18 protein-coding genes are annotated in these 20479 nt (G+C 68.0%); 6 read left to right on the top strand and 12 right to left on the bottom strand.

What is annotated here, in order from left to right; all coding sequences use genetic code 11:
• Positions 1 to 204 precede the first annotated feature (204 nt).
• A complete protein-coding gene (locus B1964_RS05280) occupies positions 205 to 2727 on the top strand; it encodes a LuxR C-terminal-related transcriptional regulator (protein WP_079929110.1) in 2523 nt (840 codons plus the stop codon).
• Here the strand turns inward: B1964_RS05280 and B1964_RS05275 are convergent.
• Genes B1964_RS05275 through B1964_RS05260 form a run of 4 tightly spaced genes read right to left on the bottom strand, consistent with a single transcriptional unit; the run spans position 2673 to position 6217 of the window.
• Positions 2673 to 3371 (bottom strand): CoA transferase subunit B, encoded by a 699-nt coding sequence (locus B1964_RS05275; RefSeq protein WP_006368266.1) that lies wholly within the window; start codon positions 3369 to 3371, stop codon positions 2673 to 2675. The genes B1964_RS05280 and B1964_RS05275 overlap by 55 nt on opposite strands.
• Positions 3372 to 3423: 52 nt before the next feature.
• Positions 3424 to 4206 carry a CoA transferase subunit A gene (locus B1964_RS05270; protein WP_079929109.1) on the bottom strand — a complete coding sequence of 261 codons (783 nt, stop codon included), beginning with the start codon at positions 4204 to 4206 and terminating at the stop codon, positions 3424 to 3426.
• Positions 4203 to 4979 (bottom strand): 3-oxoadipate enol-lactonase, encoded by a 777-nt coding sequence (gene pcaD, locus B1964_RS05265; RefSeq protein ID WP_079929108.1) that lies wholly within the window; start codon positions 4977 to 4979, stop codon positions 4203 to 4205. Before pcaD ends, B1964_RS05270 begins: the two co-directional genes overlap by 4 nt.
• The gene (locus B1964_RS05260; RefSeq protein ID WP_035727117.1) at positions 4976 to 6217 is read right to left on the bottom strand and encodes an acetyl-CoA C-acetyltransferase; all 1242 of its coding nucleotides are present in this window, start codon (positions 6215 to 6217) and stop codon (positions 4976 to 4978) included. Before B1964_RS05260 ends, pcaD begins: the two co-directional genes overlap by 4 nt.
• A gap of 93 nt (positions 6218 to 6310) precedes the next feature.
• Here B1964_RS05260 and B1964_RS05255 point away from each other — a divergent pair, with 93 nt between their 5' ends.
• Positions 6311 to 7201: a LysR substrate-binding domain-containing protein gene (locus tag B1964_RS05255; protein ID WP_079929107.1), complete on the top strand. Its 891-nt coding sequence runs from the start codon at positions 6311 to 6313 to the stop codon at positions 7199 to 7201.
• Between the two features lie 48 nt (positions 7202 to 7249).
• On the opposite strand, the gene B1964_RS05250 is transcribed toward B1964_RS05255, so the two are convergent.
• From B1964_RS05250 to B1964_RS05230, 5 genes are all read right to left on the bottom strand, one after another.
• A complete protein-coding gene (locus B1964_RS05250; RefSeq protein WP_079929106.1) occupies positions 7250 to 8836 on the bottom strand; it encodes an FAD-dependent oxidoreductase in 1587 nt (528 codons plus the stop codon).
• Positions 8833 to 9774 (bottom strand): FAD:protein FMN transferase, encoded by a 942-nt coding sequence (locus B1964_RS05245; protein ID WP_079929105.1) that lies wholly within the window; start codon positions 9772 to 9774, stop codon positions 8833 to 8835. The genes B1964_RS05250 and B1964_RS05245 overlap by 4 nt, the downstream gene beginning before the upstream one ends.
• A 4-nt stretch (positions 9775 to 9778) precedes the next feature.
• On the bottom strand, positions 9779 to 10279 hold the full coding sequence (locus B1964_RS05240) for an FMN-binding protein (RefSeq protein WP_079929104.1): 501 nt from the start codon (positions 10277 to 10279) through the stop codon (positions 9779 to 9781).
• A gap of 107 nt (positions 10280 to 10386) precedes the next feature.
• On the bottom strand, positions 10387 to 12114 hold the full coding sequence (locus tag B1964_RS05235; RefSeq protein WP_079929103.1) for a VWA domain-containing protein: 1728 nt from the start codon (positions 12112 to 12114) through the stop codon (positions 10387 to 10389).
• 107 nt (positions 12115 to 12221) lie between these two features.
• Positions 12222 to 12659 (bottom strand): SRPBCC family protein, encoded by a 438-nt coding sequence (locus B1964_RS05230; RefSeq protein WP_006368257.1) that lies wholly within the window; start codon positions 12657 to 12659, stop codon positions 12222 to 12224.
• Positions 12660 to 12680: 21 nt separating this feature from the next.
• On the opposite strand from B1964_RS05230, the gene B1964_RS05225 reads away from it, so the two are divergent.
• On the top strand, positions 12681 to 13334 hold the full coding sequence (locus B1964_RS05225; RefSeq protein ID WP_139765633.1) for a DNA-3-methyladenine glycosylase: 654 nt from the start codon (positions 12681 to 12683) through the stop codon (positions 13332 to 13334).
• Here B1964_RS05225 and B1964_RS05220 read toward each other — a convergent pair.
• The 3 genes from B1964_RS05220 to B1964_RS05210 all read right to left on the bottom strand — a co-directional run bounded on the left by B1964_RS05220 (position 13331) and on the right by B1964_RS05210 (position 17361).
• Positions 13331 to 13579, bottom strand: a complete 249-nt coding sequence (locus tag B1964_RS05220; protein ID WP_014361220.1) for an antitoxin — start codon at positions 13577 to 13579, stop codon at positions 13331 to 13333. The two genes, B1964_RS05225 and B1964_RS05220, sit on opposite strands and share 4 nt — an antisense overlap.
• Positions 13580 to 13669: 90 nt before the next feature.
• Positions 13670 to 16183, bottom strand: a complete 2514-nt coding sequence (locus B1964_RS05215; RefSeq protein WP_079929129.1) for an HAD-IC family P-type ATPase — start codon at positions 16181 to 16183, stop codon at positions 13670 to 13672.
• Positions 16180 to 17361 (bottom strand): MBL fold metallo-hydrolase, encoded by a 1182-nt coding sequence (locus tag B1964_RS05210; protein WP_079929102.1) that lies wholly within the window; start codon positions 17359 to 17361, stop codon positions 16180 to 16182. The genes B1964_RS05215 and B1964_RS05210 overlap by 4 nt, the downstream gene beginning before the upstream one ends.
• Before the next feature lie 142 nt (positions 17362 to 17503).
• Between B1964_RS05210 and B1964_RS05205 the strand changes: the two genes are divergently transcribed.
• From B1964_RS05205 to B1964_RS05195, 3 genes are all read left to right on the top strand, one after another.
• Positions 17504 to 18130, top strand: a complete 627-nt coding sequence (locus tag B1964_RS05205) for a TetR family transcriptional regulator (RefSeq protein ID WP_079929101.1) — start codon at positions 17504 to 17506, stop codon at positions 18128 to 18130.
• Positions 18127 to 19383: an alanine racemase gene (locus tag B1964_RS05200; RefSeq protein WP_079929100.1), complete on the top strand. Its 1257-nt coding sequence runs from the start codon at positions 18127 to 18129 to the stop codon at positions 19381 to 19383. The genes B1964_RS05205 and B1964_RS05200 overlap by 4 nt, the downstream gene beginning before the upstream one ends.
• A partial coding sequence (locus B1964_RS05195; RefSeq protein ID WP_079929099.1) for a D-arabinono-1,4-lactone oxidase occupies positions 19380 to 20479 on the top strand: 1100 nt, incomplete at its 3' end. The genes B1964_RS05200 and B1964_RS05195, both read left to right, overlap by 4 nt.

The raw sequence follows: 20479 nt of genomic DNA, 5'->3' as shown, positions 1-20479 counted from the left end.
CCAGCTGTGGTGCAAGAGGTCTCGAGGCTCCTCGCTGGCGCTCGTCGCACCTCGACCACCAGAAAATGGGCGCACCTCGACCACCCAGGGGGGGAAGGTCCTCGACCATCGGGGGGGAGGGGCGGCCCGGTAGTCGGGGAAGGGTGCCAAGGCCCCTGGGTGAAACACCCGCTCCTCCGGAAGGGACGCAACTAGGATGTGGGGATGATCATCGAGGCCGGTTGTATCGGTCGTGATCGCGAGGTCGGCGAGATCCTCGAGCGCGCAGCTCAGCTGACACAGACGTCCTACCTCCTGGTCACCGGCGCGGCCGGCATCGGCAAGAGCACGCTGCTGCGTCGCGTCGCGCAACTCGCTGCGCAACAGGACCTGTCGATTCGCACGATCGACGACGCCGACAATCTCGACGCAACGGAACTCACCGAGGTCATCGGTGAGAATGACGATGCGCACCTCGTCCTTCTCACCGCCACGCATGAAACGCCGGCACTGATGTCATTCCTGCCCGATGTGATGCCACTCGCCGGGCTGGATCGCGACGCGGTGGCCGCCCTGGCGACGGCCCGCGCACGCGTGGTTCATCCGACGGTTGTCGACACGCTCACCCACCACACCGGAGGCAATCCGCGCGACATTCTGAGTCTGCTGGACGAACTGCCGGGGCGGGCCTGGTCACAGGCGGGCATCGCACTTCCCGCGCCCGGATACATCGTCAACTCGGTCCGCGAAGAACTCGAGGCATGCCCCACGCCCGCCCGCCGACTCATCGAAGCCCTATGCATTCTCCACGAGAACGAGTCCCTGGGCGTGGCAATCGAATTGGCAGATATCACCGATCCGCTGGGCGCACTCGACGACGCCCTGCGCACCGGGCTCGTCCAGGCTCCGGCCGCTCTGGTACCGGCCGACGCGCATCCCCGGGTCGCCGGACCGCTGATACAGGCCGCAGTGCTCGAGGTGATGGGAATCCGTCGTGTCGGCGAGATGCACCGCCGCGCAGCCGATCTGGTGACCGATCCGGTGCACAGGCTCAATCATCGTGTCGCCGCCACCCCGGTGCCAGACGCCGCGCTCGCCGACGAACTCGACGCGCTCGCCCAGTCCCGCGCCACCGACGGCGAGTGGGCAGCGGCCGCCGAACTCTATCGACAAGCCGGTCGTCTGACCTCGGATCGGCTTCGCAGTGACCAACGCACCACCCTGTCGGTGGATGCATTGCTGGCCGCAGGTGACTGTGTGAGCGCGGCGTCGTATGTGCCGATCGTGGAGAGCCTGCGAGAGACCGCGCTGCGCAACGCCACCCTGGCATATCTCGCCATCCTGCGTGGCCGGTCTGCTGAAGCGCACCTCCGACTCGAACGCGCTTGGGGAATAGTCAGTTTCGAGCGCGAACCCGACGTTGCTGCACTGATCGCGCAGCGCTTCGTCCTGCACAATCTCGTTCGCTGCCGCGGGGACGAACTCGTCGACTGGGCCGATCGGGCCATCGAGATGGCCGGCGACAACTCCCCCGCCGGAATCGAGGCCGCGGTCATCCGCGGTCTCGGACAGGCGTGGTCGGGAGATACGACCGGCGCCGTCGCCTCGTACACCGACCTCGCCGAACGCGTGCGTTTCGGACCTCAGGCGCAGCGCGTCTCCATGGGCCGCGGCTGGCTCGAACTCGGCATCGACGACATCGGCAGCGCCCGAAGCCATCTGGAGACCGCGGTCTCCATGGCCGCTCTCGGCGGCTCCAACCGGATCTCTCTCTGGTCGTTGGCGTGGCTCGCTCGCGTCGAGTTCCTCACGGGCGATTGGGACACCGCGCTCGTCACCGTGGAGCGGGGGCGCGAACTCGCCGACCGCGGGGGCATCGAGCTGGCCACACCCCTGCTGAACTGGACTGCGGCGCAGATTCATTCGCTCCGCGGAGACTGGTCATCCGCCCACGACGCGGCCGACCGGGCGGCGGCACCGGCGGGCGACTACGAGATCATGCGGATACCGATGCTGCTCGCTCGAGCGCAACTCGCCGAGGCCGCTGCCGATTACGGCAAGGTGATCCGCACGCTCGAACCCTTGCGGCAGATGGCCAAAGACACCCCCGCTCTCGTCGAGCCCGGATGGTGGCCGTGGGTCGACGTCCTCGCCAACGCGCTCGTCGTCGACGGCCGGCTCGACGAGGCCGACGCCCTGCTCACACCGTTCGAGAAACGTACCGCGGCGCGCGGCCATCGATCGGCGGCAGCAAGACTCGGCTATGCCCGGGCCCGGCTCCTCGGTTCCACCGGCGACATCCACGGCGCTCGAAGGACATTCGAGCGGTCACTGGAGCTGTTGGAGGGCCTGCCGCTGCGTTACGACCTTGCGCGCGTGAACTTCGCCTACGGCCAGACGCTACGACGTGCAGGCAAACGCCGAGCCGCCGACACCGTCATGGCCACCGCGCGCGAGATCTACCATTCCCTCGGTGCGACAACGTATGTCGAGCGGTGTGATCGGGAGCTGAAGGCGGGCGGGGTGCACACCGGCCATGCCGGCGCCTCCCACCGCACCGAGCGTGACGTCACCGACCTGACCCCTCAGGAAGAGGCCGTCGCGACCCTCGTCGCGCGCGGACTGTCGAACCGGGAAGTGGCTGCCGAACTGTACATTTCACCCAAGACCGTGCAGTACCACCTCACCCGCATCTACGCCAAGCTCGGGCTGCGGTCGAGGTCGGAGTTGGCGGCGTCGCGATCCTGACCATTGAGGTCGGTTTTGTCGACAACGGTCGCACCGGTCTTCGCCTCCACATCGGAGAACTCCACCCCCGGGGCCAATTCGACGACGTCGAATCCCGTTCCGGTGACGTCGAAGACACCGAGATCGGTGATCACCCTGCTCACCACGGCCTTGCCGGTCAGCGGCAACGAACACTCCGCGACGAGCTTCGGGTCACCCTTCTTGCTGACGTGCTCCATCAGCACGATGACCTGTCCGGCGCCGTTGACAAGATCCATGGCACCGCCGATGCCCTTGACCATGGCCCCGGGCACCATCCAGTTGGCCAGATCACCGTTCGCCGACACCTGCATGCCACCGAGGACCGCGACGTCGACGTGACCGCCGCGGATCATCGAGAAGCTGGTGGCGGAATCGAAATACGACGCGCCGGGCAGCACCGACACGGTTTGCTTGCCCGCGTTGATGAGATCGGGATCGACCTCGTCGTCGTACGGGAACGGCCCCACCCCGAGGATGCCGTTCTCGGCGTGCAGCACGATGTCGGAATCGGCGGGCATGTGATCGGGGATGAGCGTCGGCAGCCCGATCCCCAGATTGACGTAGTCGCCGGGACGCAACTCACGTGCCGCGCGGGCAGCCATCTCGGTGCGGGTCCAGGTCATGGTGTTCTCCTCGGAAAGTGTTGGGTGACAGTCGATCGGGCAGGTCGGGAGATCACGCCGAGACGGCCGCAGGCCGCTCACGGATGGTGCGGTGCTCGATTCCCTTGTCGGCGGCCTGTTCCGGGGTGAGCGCGACGATCCGTTTGACGAAGATCCCCGGCAGGTGGATCTGATCGGGGCCGAGTTCACCGACCTCCACCACCTTCTCGGCTTCGACGATGGTGATGCGCCCCGACATCGCGGCGGGCGGATTGAAGTTGCGGGCGGCGGCGTGGAAGCAGCAGTTGCCCGCCGTGTCGACGACGGCGGCGCGCACCAGCGCGTAGTCGGTGACGATGGACTCCTCGAGCACCATCTCCTGACCGTTGAAGGTGCGGACCTCCTTGGCCGGCGACGCCAGCGCGACCGAGCCGTCGGAGTTGTATCGCCACGGCAGACCACCGTCGGCGACGAGGGTGCCGACGCCGGTCGGGGTGAAGAACGCGCCGATCCCGCTGCCGCCGGCGCGCATCCGTTCGGCCAGCGTCCCCTGTGGGGTGAGCTCGACGGTGACCTCACCGGCGAGGAACTGACGGCCGAATTCCTTGTTCTCTCCGATGTAAGAGGCGATCACCGTGTCGATCCGTCTGGCCTCCAACAGGAGTCCGAGGCCGGCGCCGTCGACGCCACAGTTGTTGCTGACGATGGTGAGGTTTCCGGCACCCTGGGCGAGCAGCGCGTCGATGAGGAACTTGGGGATTCCGGAGAGCCCGAATCCGCCGACCGCGAGACTCGCGCCGTCGGGAATGTCGGCGACTGCCTCGGCGGCGGACGCGGCAACCTTGTTGATGCTCATGACTTCTCCAGATGTTCGATGAGGGCGGCAGTGATGATGGCGGGCTGTTCGGCGTTGGCCAGGTGCGCCGCGTCGTCGACGACGAGCAGCGTGCCGTCGGCGACGGCGTCGACGATGTCGGCGAGCATCTGCGGCGGGGTGGCCGGGTCGTCGGCGCCGGCGATCGCGAGGGTCGGCGCGGTGATCGCGGAGATCTCGTCGCGTTGATCCATCGCGGCGATGGCCTCGCAACATCCCGCATACCCCTCGGCCGGCGTGGCGGCGATCATGTCCCGGTAGTAGGCCAATCGGTCCGAATTCGCCTCGTCGGCAAGGAATCCCGGACTGAACCAGCGGCTGAGTACGCCATCGGCGACGGCGACCGATCCACCGTCGCGGACCACCGCGGCGCGGTCCGTCCAGCCGGCCGCCGGCCCCAGATACGGTGAGGTACACAGCAATCCGAGGCTGCGCACACGATCCGGGTTGCGCACGGCGACCCGCATCGCGGTCATCCCGCCAAGGGAGAGACCCACGATGGCCGCTCGCTCGACGCCCAGGCGGTCGAGCAGGGCGACGAGATCGTCGACGAGGTCGTCGATCCCGTACGGCCCCTGCGGAACCGGCGACGCCCCGTGTCCCCGGGTGTCATAGCGCACCACTCGGAAGGTCTTCTCGAGTTCGGGGACCTGGGCATCCCACATCCGGTGGTCGGAGCCCAGCGAGTTCGACAACACGACGACCGGGGCGTCGGCGGGCCCACTCACATACGATGCGACCTCGACCGCGCTCATCGGATCACCTCGAACACCGCGGCCAGTCCCTGACCGCCGCCGATACACATGGTTTCCAGAACGTGGCGGGCGTCTCGACGCCGCGCCTCGTACGCCGCGGTCGCCAGGATGCGGGCGCCGGTCGCGCCGATCGGATGTCCCAGCGAGATCCCGGAACCGTTGGGGTTCAGGCGTTCGTCGGTCGGGTCGATCTCCCATTCGGCGAGAACGGCGAGCACCTGTGCGGCGAAGGCTTCATTGAGCTCGATCAGATCCATGTCGGCGAGGGTCAGGCCGGCGCGGGCCAGCGCCGCGGCGGTGGCGCCGACCGGTCCGATTCCCATCTCCTCGGGGGCGCAGCCGGTGACGGCCCAGGAACGCAGCGCCAGAAGCGGTGTGAGACCGCGCTTCTCGGCACCGGCGCGGGTGGTGACGACGCACATCGCCGCACCGTCGTTCTGCCCGGACGCGTTACCGGCGGTGACCGTCGAGTCGGGGTCGATGCGGGAACGGATGGCGCGCAGTTTCGACAGGCTCGCGAGGTCGGCGTCGGCACGCGGGTGCTCGTCGCGGTCGACGACGGTGTCGGGTTTTCCGCGACGCCCGGGGATGGTGACGGGCACGAGTTCGTCGGCGAAGCGCCCGGCGTCGTGTGCGGCGATGGCCCTTTCGTGGGAGCGCACCGCGAGTTCGTCCTGCTCGGTGCGGCTCAGCGAGTATTTCTTGCGCAGGTTCTCGGCGGTCTCGATCATTCCACCGGGCACCGGGTGCGACTGTCCGCCCGCGGTGAGGCGACCGCGATCGAGGCGGTCCATCAGCTCGACGCCGCCCTGACGCACCCCAGTCCGCAGGCCGAGCGCATAGTGCTCGACATTCGACATCGATTCGGCACCGCCGGCGATGACCAATTCGGCTCCCCCGGAGGCGATCTGGGCGGCACCATTGAGGATGGCCTGCAGTCCCGAGCCACATCGGCGGTCCACCTGCATGCCGGGCACGCCGATACCGAGACCGGCGTCGAGGGCGGCCATGCGTCCGATGGCGGGTGACTCACCGTTGGCATAGCCCTGTCCGAGGATGACGTCGTCGACATCGCCCTCTCCGAGGCCGGTCCGCGTGGCGAGTTCGCGTAGCAGTGTCGTCGCCAGGTCGGTGACGGTCAGCGGCGCCAGCGCGCCACCCATCCGGCCCACCGGGGTGCGCAGCGGGGAGCAGATGACCACATCGGTGTCGGAAGAAGTCGAGGTGCCAGAACTCATACTCCGAGGCTAGGCCGCACCGCTAATATTCTGAAGTACCAAAATCGCCGCTATTGAGAGCTGTGAAGTATCAAAAGTCGTAGACTGGCATCCATGGAACTGCGTCACCTGCGATACTTCCGCGCGGTCGCCGAGGAGTTGCACTTCGGCCGGGCCGCGCAACGACTCCACATCGCCCAGCCGCCTCTGTCGGCACAGATCCGGCAGGTCGAGGCCGAACTCGGCGTCGAGTTGCTGACCCGCTCAACCCGCCGCGTCGAACTGACCCCCGCCGGGACCGCGTATCTGACGCAGGTCGTCGCGATCCTCGACGCCGTCGAATCCGCCGGCGCCCAGGCGCGACGCATCGCAGAAGGCCAGGAAGGACACCTGACGATCGGGTGTGTCGGCTCGGCCACCTACTCACTGCTCCCGCAACTCGTCCGCACACTGCGCGACGAACTCCCCGGCGTGGAGGTCGCGGTCCGCGGCGAGATGCTGGCGCCCGAACTGCTCTCCGCACTCGAAGAGCGACGGATCGACCTCGCGCTGCTACGACCGCCCGTCACCGGGACCGACGCGGTGATCGAACCGATCCGTTCCGACCGGCTGATCGTCGCACTCCCCGACAGCCACCGACTCGCCGACCGCACAGAGCTGTCCGTCGCCGACCTGGCGACCGACGACCTGATCGCCCACGCCGGACACGGCCGCTCGGTGATGAACTCGGTGATCTCGAGTCTGTGGGCCGACGCGGGGTTCGTCCCACGTATCCGCCACGAGGTCGCCGAGACCTCGACGCTGGTCACACTCGTGGCCGCCGGGTTGGGGGTGGCGATCGTGCCCGCACCTACCGCCGCCCTCGACATCGCCGGCGTGCGCTACGCCGACCTCATCCCACACACCAGCGTCGAACTCGTCGCCGCACGACCCGCCCAGGTGCCCTCACCGGTGGTCGACGAGGTGGTGACGGTGTTGCATCGCCTGGCGCAGGCGCCGGGATGAGCGCTGCCCGGGCCCGTCAATAACCCAGGACTCAATAGCCCCAGGAACTCAATAACCCAGGAATGCGTCGGTGCGAATCCGCCAGAACGCCCAGCGGGTTGTGGTGTCGGTGCGGCGAATGGTGGCGGCGGTGGTGCGCACGAACGCGGGATTGCCCGACACGAGATAGTGCGCATCCCCGGAGTGCACCGCACGCCCGGCAAGGTCGACCATCGCCGCGGGTTCGGCGATACCCGCGGTCAGCCCTGCGTCCGCGATGATCTCGACCCGCGCGCCGGCGGCCCGCAGGATGTCGAGATCGTCGTCGTACACCGTCCGCTCGGCGGCACCGACGACGTGGACGACCGTCAGCCACGACAGGTCGGGGCGGCCGTCACCGAGCGTCAGAGTGCGCAGCATCGATCGGTACGGGGTGATGCCGATGCCGGCGGCCAAGAGCACCAGTGGGTGCCGGCCGACCCGGCGCTCGAGGGTGAAATCGCCGCCGGTGGCGTCGAGATACAGCCGGCTCCGCCGGGATTCGATGAGGTCGGACTTGAAGGTGGAGACCTGCGCCGACGGCACGGTGAACGCGAACTCGGCCGGGTTCTCCCCCGGCGCCTCGGCGTAGGAGAACACGCGCCGGGTGCGCTGCCACAACGGCGCCGACCACCGTGGCGCCGATATCATCGCCCACTGACCGGGCGCGAACCGCAACGGCGAGGTCGTCTGCGCGCGAACCCGATAGGTGTTCTCGGCGATCCGGTCGACCTGCGTGTCGAGCACCACCCGCCCCGCACCGCGCTGGGCGACCAACCGGACCACGAATGCGTAGAGACATCCGATGCCGAGAGCGATCTGCGGCACGAACTCCAGCGAATAGGCGTCGGTGATCTCGAAGGTCTGCTGCCAATTCATCAGCACCGCAACGATGATCGCGTACACGGCGCGGTGGATTCGCGATGTCGGCGAGGTCAACGGCTCGGGCAGCATGACGGCCGCGAGGAACAGTGTGGGCGACGAGACGAACACGAACTGCAGGTCCTGACCGCCCTGCGTCACCTGCAGCACTCCGACGGTGGCCAGCGACGCCAGCAGGAAGATCGCGACGAGCCACCATTCGCGCAACGCGGTCACCAACAGGATTCCGATGATGAGCATCGGATAGAACAGCGGCTCTGCGGCCACCCACCAGAACGGCGAACTCAGCGGCACCCCACCGATAGTCACCCCGGCATAGGAGACCGCGTATGCGGCGATCGCTCCGACGACGGCCGGGTTGAGGATCAACCGGCGACGCCACACCACCACGTATTTGCTGATCGCCGCAGCGCCCGCGGCGATCACCATCGACACCGCCGAGGCCGCATCGGACACACCAGGCATGAGGAAGAACAGGATCAACGCCGTGATCGCCCACGAATCCGCACCCGGCGGTACCCGCACCAGCGCCGCGCACAGGTAGGTTCCGGCGCCCGTGACGGCCAGCGCGATCACCAGTGACACCAGCAATTGTTCTGGGGTGTACGCGAAATCGCTGTCGGCGGTAGCGACAATGAACGACACGACGGCCAGTACGAGCAGCGCGAGTAGCACCGCGCGATGCATGGTCAGCCATCGCGGTGACAGACTGCTGCGCGGTGCCAGACTCGTCATACGAACAGCTCCAATCCGGGGATCGAGGTGTGCTCGACGACTCCGTTGCCGCGAATCGTCACATGGTCGGGTAGGTCGGTGCCGGTGAACCGGAACCCGGCGATGTCGGAGCCGACCGACAGTGCCGGCGCCCACCAGCGACGCGCTCCGAGACTGCTCAATTCCGTTGCTGCCGTGAAGAACAGCGCGGTGGCCAGGCCGTCGGCGGTCATCGCGTCCCGCGCGACCACCCAGGTGGCCATGACCTCACGGGTGGGAGCAGCCGTCGTCGGGTCGACGATGTGGTGCCAGTCGCCCCACACGCGACGGTTGGCCGCAGACCCGCACAGTGCACCCCCGGACAGTCCGACGAGTCCGATCGCCTTGGTCGGGTCGAGGGGATGTTCGAGGGCGATCCGCACCGGTTCGTCGCGCGGTGAGATCACCATGTCCCCGCCGGCGTCGACGAGGTAGCGCTCGGTGTGGTCGGCGACGATCGACGCCACCCGGTCGACGGCGAAGCCCTTGCCGGCTGCCCCGACGTCGAGCAGGACTGGGGTGTGGACCACCAATTCGGTACCGTCCCAGTCGATGACGTCGTCCCACGCGGGCGCGGGCACGGTGCGATCGGGGGTCAACGAGTAGTCGGCGTCGTATCCGGCGTCGTCGAGGATCTGCCCGACCAGCGGGGTGAGGGCACCACCGGTGGCGTCGTAGAGCTCGCGATACCACTCCAGCAGACATCGATCCTCGCGGGCGAGGCGGTATCGGCCGGCCGTGCGGGACATCTCGGCGACCGTCGAGTCCGGACGGAAGCGTGACCAGAACCGGTCGATGCGATCGAGTTCGGCACCCACCGCGGCACGCGCACGGTCCGAGAGCGGCCGGTCGGTGGTGATCTCCCAGACCGTGCCGAGCGCCTCGAAACCCCAGTCGGTACTCAACGGGTCGGTACGCACCGGATCAGGCGCGCGCCTGCGACTTGATCTGGGCGATGGCGTCATTGAAGCCACCGGAGGTCAGTGACGATCCGGACACCTTGTGCACGTCGAGATCGTCGATGTTCTTGCCGACCACCTCGGAGTTGATCCCGCCGGCGAACTTCGCCTGGAACTCCGCTGACGTTCCGCGGGTATGACTGCGATCGAGATCGACCTTGGTGATCGTCGCATTGTCGAGCGTGACGGTCACACCGATCTGCTGCGGGCCGCCCGGGGAGACGTAATGCCCGGTCGCGCTGTAGGTGCCGCTCTTGTACTCGCCGGAGCCGCCTGCGGAACCGGTCGCCGAGGTGGCCGAGGCCGCCGCGCCCGTACTCTGGGTGGCGTCGGAGGCCGTCGCGTCGTCGGAACCGCATGCGGCGGTCGCCAGGCCCACGGCGGCGACGGCGGCAGCCACCCCGGTCGCGCGGGTCACGGTCACGAACTCATCTTTGCGGACCATGGTCCGGATTGATCGGGTCATGGTTCCCCATTCTGGGGCACGATCACCGTGGCGCGCCTCCCCCGAGGCCGATGTCTTAGGGTATCCCAAGAAACTTCGCAGCCACCTGCCGGATTCATGCCGGCGGATCAGCGTCCGGCGGCCGCCACGCGCGCCTGGATGGCGTTGACGAACACCGACGAGATGTCGTCGGCGGTCTTGGCGACATACGAGGTACCGCCGGTCGCGTCGGCGATCTGCTTCAAAGCGTCGGTGTCGGCGTCGGAGGAGATGCCGATGGTGAGCACGAGTACCGGCCGCGCCGGATCCTCGAGCTTCTTGAGCTCGGTGATCAGCTCGTCGAGGCTGATGCTGCCGGGATCCTCGTTCTCGCCGTCGGTCATGATGATGACGCTGTTGGAGTAGGTCGGATCGTAGGTGCTCTGGACCTGCTTGAATGCGGCGAGGGTGGTGTCGTAGAGACCCGTCGCCCCGCCGAGGTTCTGCGGCGCCAGCCCCTGCGTCACCGCGGCGGCGAGTTCGTCACGGTGGGTCTTTCCGTTGGCCGCGGGCGCGTCGAGCCGACGGATGTCGGACAGCGACACCCAGTCCTGGCCGCCCGGGCCGCGGTTCTGGCTGAACGCCCAACCGCCGATCTCGGCGTTGTTCGGGAAGAGCTTCAGTCCCTGCAACGACGCGTCGATCAACAACTGCGCCCGGGTCTCGGAACCGACGCGCTGCTGCATCGATCCGGAGGTGTCCTCGACGACGAGCGTGCGGATCGGCACGCCGAGCACCTGCCACTGCCGCAGTGCCTTGTCGACCTCGGCGGGATCGCGCAGCGTGAGCACCTGCACCGGCTGACCAGTGCCGTACGGGTGATCGCCACCGGCCGGCTTGCCGTTCGGCAGACGAAATGCCGCGTCGGCCAACGGTTGTGCGGCATCGCCCGCGATACCGGCGGCCAGCGCCTTGCCCGCGTCGTCGGCGTCGCCCTTGCGCGCCGAACCGGCGGTGTTCACCAACGGGTAGTCCAGCAGCACAGTGCCGTCGGCGGGAATCGCGAACTTCAGCTGCGATCCCGGATGGGTGCGCATGAACATCACGTACTGCTGTTCGGTCGTCACCGCCGGCACCTCGGAGGCGTTCGCCAGATTGAGGCGCGTGCCCTCGCTGTCGTTGGTCAGACGAACGTTGTTCTGCTGCACCGCAAGTACCGTCATGCCCTCGAGTAGTTGATCCTCGGTGAGCTTGTTGGCATTGACCTCGGCGAGTGCGCCGACGATCGGTGCGTCGCCGCTGCTGGTGTCCACCGGGCTGCCCGCGCGCAGATCGGGCAGCTTCATGACCTGCTCCCAACTGGTCAGCTGCGGCACGTTCTTGCCGACGACGACGGTGGGGGTGGACACCAACGACGGTGAGGTGAGATCGAGTTCCTGACGGACCTGGGTGATGACGCGGCGAGCCTGCAATTGCGAATCCGGCACCCACAGATCGGGGCGCTGATCACCACTGGTCAACAGACCCGGGGCGGCCGACCCGGCCACCGAGTCGACCGAGTAGTCGTAACAACTGTTGGCCGACACCGTGGCCGCGGAATCCCGCAACGCCGAGGCGATCGTCGGATCGGCGGCGACGGTCACACTCGTCCGGTCACCGTGACAGGCACCCGAACCGACGGTGCGCCACACCACGAATCCGGTCACGAGGGCGGCAACGACCACCAGTGCGCCGAGACCCCACAGCAGGGCGCCGCGACGCGACGACCGCACCTTGCGGTGCTCGAAACCGAAGTCGGTGGCAGCACCGGACTGACCGTCACCCGGACGGCCGGGAGCGCGCCCGGAATCCGCAGGCTCGTTGCTGTGCCGCCCCATGTGCGCACTCCCCCTGTGTTGTTGAACCCGGCGTTGTCGAATCCGGTTGGTTGTCGAACCCGGTTGGTGTCGAACCCGGTTGGTGTCGAACCCGGTTGGTGTCGAACTCAGCCGAACTTCTGCTGGAAGGTCGTCAGCGATGTGTGCAGATCCCCGTGGACCACCTTGGCCGTCGCCATTCCGATCGGCCCCATCAACGGGAGACCACCGAGGTCGACGAGGAACGTGATCGTCGATCCCGAAGAACGGGGCTCCACCGACAGGTCGAGCTTCACCTTGATCCCGCCCTTACCCGAACCCTTCAGCCGCACCTCGCTGCCCTCGACATACTTGTCGACGACCCAGTCGATGCGCACGGGATTGCCCTTCACCTTCACGATGGAGGTCACCTTAAGTCCCTTGCGCAATTCGTGCGGCTGCGGCACCGGACTACGCCATCCACCATGCAGCACCAACCACTCGTCGAAACGCGACAGATCCGACGCCGCGGTCCAGGTGTCTGCAGGTGACAGCTCGAGGTCGATGGAGTCGCTCGTCTTCGCCATGGTGTGGAAGCCTAACCGGTGATGCAGGTGCACAGACGACGACCCGAGCCTTGCCCGACCGGGCGCGACCGGCTGACCGCGGCGATCGCCCATCCCGATCCCACCGTCGGGGCACGAACGCTGCTCGGCGCGATCCTCGTCGGGCACGACGTGAGCCTGCGGATCACCGAGGTCGAGGCCTATGCGGGACCGCGCGATCCCGCGTCGCACGCCTTCGTGCGCACTGCGCGCTCGGAGATCATGTACGGCCCACCCGACCGGCTCTACGTGTACCGCATCCACGGCCATTTCTGCGCGAATGTGGTGACCGGGCCCGACGGGTTGGCATCGGCGGTGCTGCTGCGCGCCGGTGAGGTACTCGACGGATCGGCACGCGCACATCGTCGACGAGCGGCCGGTCGGGCGGCACCGGTCGCCGAGTCGGCGCTGGCGCGTGGTCCGGGCAATCTGACCCGTGCGCTCGGGATCACGATGGACGATCTGGGCGTCGACCTCGCCGACGGCACCTCGCTCACCCTGCTACCCGCGGACCATCAGGTCGACCGCGCAGCGATCAGCGCCGGCCCACGGGTGGGTGTGCGACGCAATGCCGACCTCGCGTGGCGGTTCTGGCTCACCGACGACCCGACGGTGTCGGCATATCGCCGACACCCGCGGGCCGCAGTGGGAAATTAGGCGGGATTCTGCGGCGGCTGGTTGGGGGTATCCGGCTTCTGTGCTTCCGGGTTCTGAGTTTCCGGATTCTGGGTTTCCGGATTTTGGGCCCCGACGGCCTTGCGGGCCGCGTCCTGCGCCTTGTCGACCTGCGAGGCGTACTTGCCGCCGGTCGCCTTGTCGATGGCGTCGCCGCCCTTGTCGATCAGACTCGGGTTCTTCTGCAGTGCGGCCTTGGCCTTGTCGACCAATCCCTTGAGATCCATGACCAGCTCCTCGTGGTGGGGTGATGACCGTCTGTCACACGGTGTACAGATCGGGCGAAGCGGTCCCCGAGTGTAGGTGCCGCATCGAGCTCATGCCAGCGATTCTCTCTCGGCGCCGTCGATGTGCTCCGAGTCGCGATCCCCGACCAGACGCGGCAACAGCCGCGACACGATCTCCACACCCGCGATGCCGCAGGCCGCGGCGATGAACGCGACCACGTTCATGTCCCAGTTCGACGAATCCAGTTTGAACATGTGCTGCGTCCACGGCCAGGCGAAGATGATCACGTAGGCGCCGACGGAGGCGACCAGCAGCACGATCTTCCACCACGTGTACGGCCGGGCGACGACGGCCAGGACGTAGAGGGCGACGGCGATCAGGCAGATCAGGGTGGCCGTGGCCGCCTGGGTCTGCGCGGGCGGGAGGTCGACGCTGTCGCCACCCAACGCCACCCCGGTCCCGCCGGGATTGACGATGACGTAGGTGATGAACGCGGCGAGCCCGACGATGATGCCGTTGGGTACCGCCTGGGTCAGCACCCGACGGACGAAACCGGTCCGGGCACGCTCGTTGTTCGGGGCCAGGGAGAGGATGAACGCCGGCACACCGATGGTGAACCATGCCGAAATGGTGACGTGGATGGGCTGGAAAGGGTAACTGAGCGAGGCGAATCCGAAGATCTTGCCGGCCACCCCGGCAACGCCGACGAACAGCGCGAGCAGCACCGCGTACACGGTCTTGGTGAGAAACAGGTTCGATACGCGCTCGATGTTGCCGATCACCCGTCGGCCTTCGCCGACCACATACGGCAGCGTCGCGAATTTGTTGTCCAGCAACACGATCTGCGCGACCGCCCGGGCCGCGGAACTGCCCGATCCCATGGCCACGCCGATGTCGGCGTCCTTGAGGGCGAGGACGTCGTTGACGCCGTCACCGGTCATCGCCACGGTGTCCGCGCGCGACTGCAGCGCCGCGACCATCGCACGCTTCTGGTCGGGGCGCACCCGGCCGAAGATGACGCCGTCGGAGACGACGTCGGCGAGCGCAACGGGATCGTCGGGCAGGGTGCGCGCATCGACGGCCGACTCGGGTGAACCGAGACCCAGCGACTGGGCCACCGCGCCCACCGAGCGCGCATTGTCGCCGGAGATCACCTTCACCTCGACGTGCTGGGACGCGAAATAGTCGAGGGTATCGCGGGCGTCGTCACGCACCCGCTGTTCGAGGACGACGAGCGCGACCGGCGTCAGCGTCCCGGGAACGGTTGTCGCCGAACCGCTCTCGGTGGGCGCGGCATCGGGGTCGGTGTCGACCGGGACGTCGGTGTGCCCGAGCAGCAACACCCGCAGTCCGTTGGCGCCGATCTCCGAGGCCAGCGTGGCCGGCGCGGAGTCCGGGTCGAGGAGCACATCGGGGGCACCGAGAATCCAGTTGCCGCGATCGACACCGGCGGCGTCGGCGAACGACATGCCGCTCCACTTCTTGGCGGAGGTGAACGGTTCGATGGCGGTGAGGTGCCAGTCCGGGGCCTGCGGGTAGGCCTCGGCCAGCGCGAGCACGCTCGCGTTGGGGCTGCGGTCGTTGGCGGCGAGCGCGGCGAGGACGTCGTCGACCGACGTGGTGTCGGCGGCGTCGCCGACCCCACGCACCTCCGACAGGCGCATGCCGTTCTCGGTGAGCGTGCCGGTCTTGTCGGCGCAGACGACGTTGACGCGGGCGAGCCCCTCGATCGCGGGCAGTTCGTTGACCAGGCATTGGCGGCGCCCGAGCCGGACGACGCCGACGGCGAACGCGATCGAGGTCATCAGGACCAGTCCCTCGGGCACCATCGGCACCAGCGCGGCGACCATGCCCAACAGCGATGCACGCAGCCCGTTCCCGCTGATGAACAGCTGGTTGACGATCGTCAGGACGCCGGCCGGGATGAGCAGCCACGTGATCACCTTGAGGATCTCGTTGATCCCGGACATCAGCTCCGAGGACACCAGCGTGAACTTCGACGCCTCGGCGGCCAGCTGCGAGGCGTAGGCGTCGGCGCCCACCTTGGTGGCCCGGTACGCGCCGGATCCGGAGACCACGAAGCTGCCGGAGAGGATCTTGTCGCCCGCGGCCTTGTCGACGGCGTCGGCCTCACCGGTGAGCAGCGATTCGTCGACGTCGAGGACCAGCGATTCGACGACCTCACCGTCGACGACGATCTGATCGCCCGCGCCGACCTCGATGATGTCGTCGATGACGACCTCGGCGGGGGGTAGTTCGTGCACCTGCCCGTCGCGGCGTACCCGGGGTCGGGTCTGACCGACGATGGCCAGCCGGTCGAGGGTGCGTTTGGCGCGGATCTCCTGGATGATGCCGATGCCGCTGTTGGCCACGATGAGCAGACCGAAGAGGCCGTTGATGAACGAGCCGGTGAACGCGACGATGGCGAACAGCACACCGAGGATCGCGTTGATCCGGGTGAACACGTTGGCGCGGATGATGTCGGCGACGCTCCGCCCGGAGCGATCGGGCATCGAGTTGACCTGCCCGGCGGCGACCCGTTCGGCCACCTCGTCGGCGGTCAGTCCGGGATTGGTGGCTCCGGTGTCGATCAGTCCGCTCACGCCGAGGCTTCCCACCACTGCGGATCGGTGAGACCGGTCCCCGACCGACGGGTGAGGTCGATGCTGCCACCGGGCTGCGGAACCATCACCGTGGTCGCGTTGCGGCCGGCGCTGGGCAGCAGTCGCGCGATCGGCTCGGCCCACGGGTGGCGGGCAAGGGAGAACGTGCCCCAATGGATGGGGACGAGAACGGCATCCGTGCCCGCCGACCCGGAGACCATCCGGTGGATCGCGACGGCCTCCTCGGGGTCGACGTGGACGTCGGGCCACAGCGTGTCGTAGGCGCCGACCGCAATGAGCGTGAGGTCGAACGGACCGAGCTGCGCGCCGAGGTCCTCGAAGCGTTCGGTGTAGCCGGTGTCGCCGGAGAAGAACACGCGATGGGTCGGTCCGACGATCGCCCAGCTCGCCCACTGGGTGAGGTCGCGGTCGAACATGCGGCCCGAGAAATGCCGGGCCGGCCCGCACGTGAAGCTCACATGACCGGTCCGACCGGTGACCTCCACGGTCTCCCAGAGATCGGCCTGCCGGATGCGTTCGGCCGGAACACCCCACGACAGCAGGTGTGCGGCGACCCCGAGCGGGGTGACGAAGGTGACCGCGGTCTGGGTGTCGGCGATCGTGCGCACGGTCGCCATGTCCAGATGGTCGTAGTGGTCGTGGCTGATCAGCACGACGTCGAGGGGCGGGAGGTCGACGGCCGGGAGCGGGGCGCGGTGCATCCGGGCGGGACCGATGACCTGCGACGGCGAACACCGCTGGGAGAACACCGGGTCGGTCAGCACCCGCATACCGTCGATCTCGACAAGGGCCGAGGCGTGCCCGAGCCAGGTGACCGCGAGTGCCCGTGCGTCGTCGGGAAACGTCGGACGCTCGACCCGGATGGGTGTCGTCGGACGTCCGGGGCGTCGGGCCATGTCGAGCGCGACGCGCAGGTCGGGCGCCGACCCGGCCGACGGCGGTTCGGGGTTGGTGAAGGTCCGGCCCACCAGGTTCGGCGAGCCTGCGACGTGCCGCCAGATCGATTCCGGGTCGGCGCCGATCGCCCGTGCCGCGGGCAGTCCTGCCGAGGCCAAGGAGTCGACGGCCGCCCCTGCCGCGCGCACGCCGAGCGTGCTGACCGAGGTCTTCATCCGCCCCAACACGTCGGTGGGCGTCTTTTCGATGGGCGTTGTCACGATCCTCAGCGTAACCGTGCCCGCCGGAAAGTCGTGGTACCGGAAAAGGGGGACACGGCTTGGTAGCATTCTCGCCTGCAACCAAGTTCACGCGTGTGCGGAGTTCACACGCTGGTCGGGAAGTGAAATTTCGTTGGCACGGATGTCCGTCACGGATCGGCGCGCAGCGCTCGTCGAGGCCGCATATCGGGTCATCGCCGACCACGGCGTCGAGGGCGCGACGACCCGCCGGATCTGCGCGCACGCCGACATGCCACTCGCGAGCTTCCACTACGCCTTCGAATCCCGCACCGCCCTGTTGTGCGCGGTGATGGAGACGGCGGTTCCCACCGACATCAATCAGATGCTGCACACGATCCAGGCCGAGGACGACGTCGTCGCCGGGTCGGCGGTGGAGGCGATGGAAACCACCATGCGCCACCAGCTCGATGCGTTCTATGCCATGCTCAAAGCCGACCCGGGTCGGCTGCAGGCCACGATCTCGCTCGGCATCTACGCGCACAACCATCCCGAGCTGCAGCGTCACGGCAAGAAGATGTACGAGGATCTCTACGGCGTCGCCGCCGCGGGCCTCGACGCCGGGGCGGCGCGCTGCGGTGTTCGGTTCGTCACCCCGTCCACCGAGATCGCGCCCGCGATGATCGGCGCGTTGATCTCGATCACCTTGATCTACTTGAGCACCGCCGACGACGCCGTCGTCAACACGCTCATGGAATCACTTGTCCGACAGACGATGTCGGCTGTCGTTGCGGATGACGAGGCTTCATGACGTCGGCCACCCCCATGGGACTGTGGGAGCGCGACCCGCGCCGGTACTGGGAGGGCTTCACCGAGGCCCTCACCGCGGCCGGAGTCGACAGTCCCGCCCTGGTCCTCGACACGTCCGCGCTCGAACACAATGTGGCCGACCTGCTGCGCCGCGCCGGTGGCGTACCCATCCGCTTGGCCAGCAAGTCGTTGCGGGTTCGCTCGGTCATCGCCGACCTCGTCGCCCGGCCGGGATTCGCCGGGGTGCTGGCCTATGACCTGGACGAAGCACGCTGGCTGGCAACCGAATCCGGTATCACCGATGTGTTGATGGGATACCCGACGGTGCGTGCGAGCGCCATCGGCGAATTCCTCGCCGACGACATCGCCACGGCGCGGGTGACGTTGCTCGTCGATTCCGTGGCGCATCTCGACGCGATCGATGCAATCGCGGCTCCCGGCTCCCGTCCGGCCGTCCGTGTCGCCATCGACCTCGACGCGTCGTTGCGTGTACTCGGCGGTCGAGTGCATCTCGGTGTACGGCGTTCACCCATCCACGATCTCGACGCCGCGCTTGCCCTCGGTCGCTCGATCGTCGATCGCCCCGGCTTCGATCTGGTCGGCGTGATGTCGTATGAGGCACAGGTCGCCGGGGTCGGCGACGACGTACCCGGCAAACGCGCGAAGAACGGGGCCGTGCGTCTGATGCAGCGTGCCTCCATGGCCGAGATCCGGCGTCGCCGTGGACGAGTCGTGGCGGCGCTGCGCGACATCGCACCGCTGGAGATCGTCAACGCCGGCGGCACCGGCTCCCTGGAGGCCACCTCGCGGGACACCTCGGTGACCGACATCGCCGCCGGCAGCGGGGTTTTCGGCGGCCACCTGTTCGACACCTACCGTCGCTTCCGGCCCGCACCGGCGCTCGCGTTCGGGCTCGACGTGGTGCGTGTTCCCGCGCCGGGCTTCGTCACCTGCGCCGGCGGCGGATGGATCGCCTCGGGCCCACCGGCACCCGATCGCCTGCCCCGCCCGGTGTGGCCCCGCGAGCTGCACTATGTGGCGACCGAGGCGGCCGGTGAGGTGCAGACGCCGCTGCACGGACCGGGAACCGAGGACCTGCGGATCGGGGATCGGGTCTGGTTCCGTCACACCAAATCCGGCGAGGTGTGCGAACGGTCGTCGCGAGTCGCGCGGATCGCACGAACTGCCGACGGGACGGCCCGGGTCCACGAGCTGGTACCCACCTACCGTGGAGAAGGGAAGTGCTTCCTGTGACCGTGGCGAGTTGGCGCAACTGGGGCGGGACGGCGCAGTGCACACCGGACGCCGTGCACTCCCCCGCCCGGATCGACGACGTCGTCGCGCTGGTCGAGCGTGCCGCGCAGACACATTCGACGGTCAAGGCCGTCGGGGCGGGCCACAGCTTCTCCCCCATTGCGGTGGCGCCGCAGCATCAATTGGTCATGTCCGGGTTGCGCGGACTCGTCGACGTCGACGCCGCCGCCCGGCGCGTCACGCTGCGTGCGGGCACCCATCTGCACGAGCTACCCGCCCTGCTCGGTGAGCACGGTCTGGCCATGACGAACCTCGGCGACGTGGACCGGCAAACCATCTCCGGGGCCACCTCGACCGGAACCCACGGCACCGGAATCGCTTTCGGCGGCATCAGCACCCAGATCGTCGGCGCGACCCTCGTGTCGGGGACCGGTGAGGTCGTCACCGTGTCCGAGGACGATCCCGACCTGGCCGCCGTCGCGTTGGGCCTCGGCGCGGTCGGCATCCTCGTCGACCTGACCATCGCGTGCGTTCCCGCGTTCTCCATTCGGGCCGAGGAATACCCGCTCGACGCCGATGACGCGATCGACGGCTTCCTCGAACGCGTTGATACACAGGATCATCACGAGTTCTACTGGTTCCCGCACACCAACTGCGCGCTGGCGAAGACCAACACCCGACTCGACGGCCTGGTCGAGCCGTCGGGTACCGGCGCGGTGCGCCGCTACATCGATGACGAGATCCTCTCCAACCGCGTGTACGGCGCCGTGTGCGCGCTCGGCTCCCTTCTGCCCGCAGTGGTTCCCGCGATGAGTCAGCTGTCCGGGCGAGTGCTGTCGGCCCGCACGTTCACCGACCGTTCGGACAAGGTGTTCGTCTCCTCCCGCACGGTCCGCTTCCGGGAGATGGAGTACGCGGTCCCGCTCGAGGCGACCCCGTCGGCACTGCGCGAGCTGCGAAAGATGATCGACCGCAAGCGCTATCGGGTGAGCTTCCCCGTCGAGGTCCGCGCCGCCGCAGGCGACGATCTGATGCTCTCGACCGCATCCGGTGGACCACGGGGGTACATCGCCGTGCACCGATACCACCACGACGA

Source organism: Gordonia sp. i37, assembly GCF_002043085.1.
GTDB classification, from domain to species: domain Bacteria; phylum Actinomycetota; class Actinomycetes; order Mycobacteriales; family Mycobacteriaceae; genus Gordonia; species Gordonia polyisoprenivorans.
This window is presented reverse-complemented; position numbering and strand designations above follow the sequence as displayed.